Consider the following 451-nt stretch of genomic DNA (forward strand, 5'->3'; position numbering starts at 1 on the left):
GGCAGGCGAGACCATCTGGACCGATCAGCACGGCCGCGTGAAGCTGCAATTCCGCTGGGACCGCTACGGCAAGAGCGACGAGAACAGCTCGTGCTGGGTGCGCGTCTCGGATGCCTGGGCCGGTTCGAACTATGGCGGCATCTATATCCCGCGCATCGGCCAGGAAGTGGTGGTGGATTTCATGAACGGCAACATCGATCGGCCGCTCATCACAGGACGCGTCTACAACGCCTCGCAGATGCCGCCGTTCAACCTGCCCGACTCGGCCACGCAAAGCGGTTTTCTCACGCGCACGCCCAACGGCAACAGCAGCAACGCCAACATGTTCCGCTTCGAGGACAAGCAGGGTTCCGAGCAGATCAAGCTGCACGCCGAGCGCAATTACGACACGTCGGTGGAAGCGAACACCACGCACACCACAGCCGGCTCACACACCATCGAAGTGGGCTTG

The 451-nt window shown here is 62.1% G+C and carries 1 protein-coding gene; it reads left to right on the top strand.

The window, feature by feature from the left end; translation table 11 throughout:
• On the top strand, positions 1-451 hold a 451-nt coding region (gene tssI, locus QCE62_RS35160; RefSeq protein ID WP_309928042.1), incomplete at both ends, for a type VI secretion system tip protein TssI/VgrG.

Origin of the sequence: Caballeronia sp. LZ033, from assembly GCF_031451265.1 — a bacterium.
In the GTDB taxonomy this organism is placed as follows: domain Bacteria; phylum Pseudomonadota; class Gammaproteobacteria; order Burkholderiales; family Burkholderiaceae; genus Caballeronia.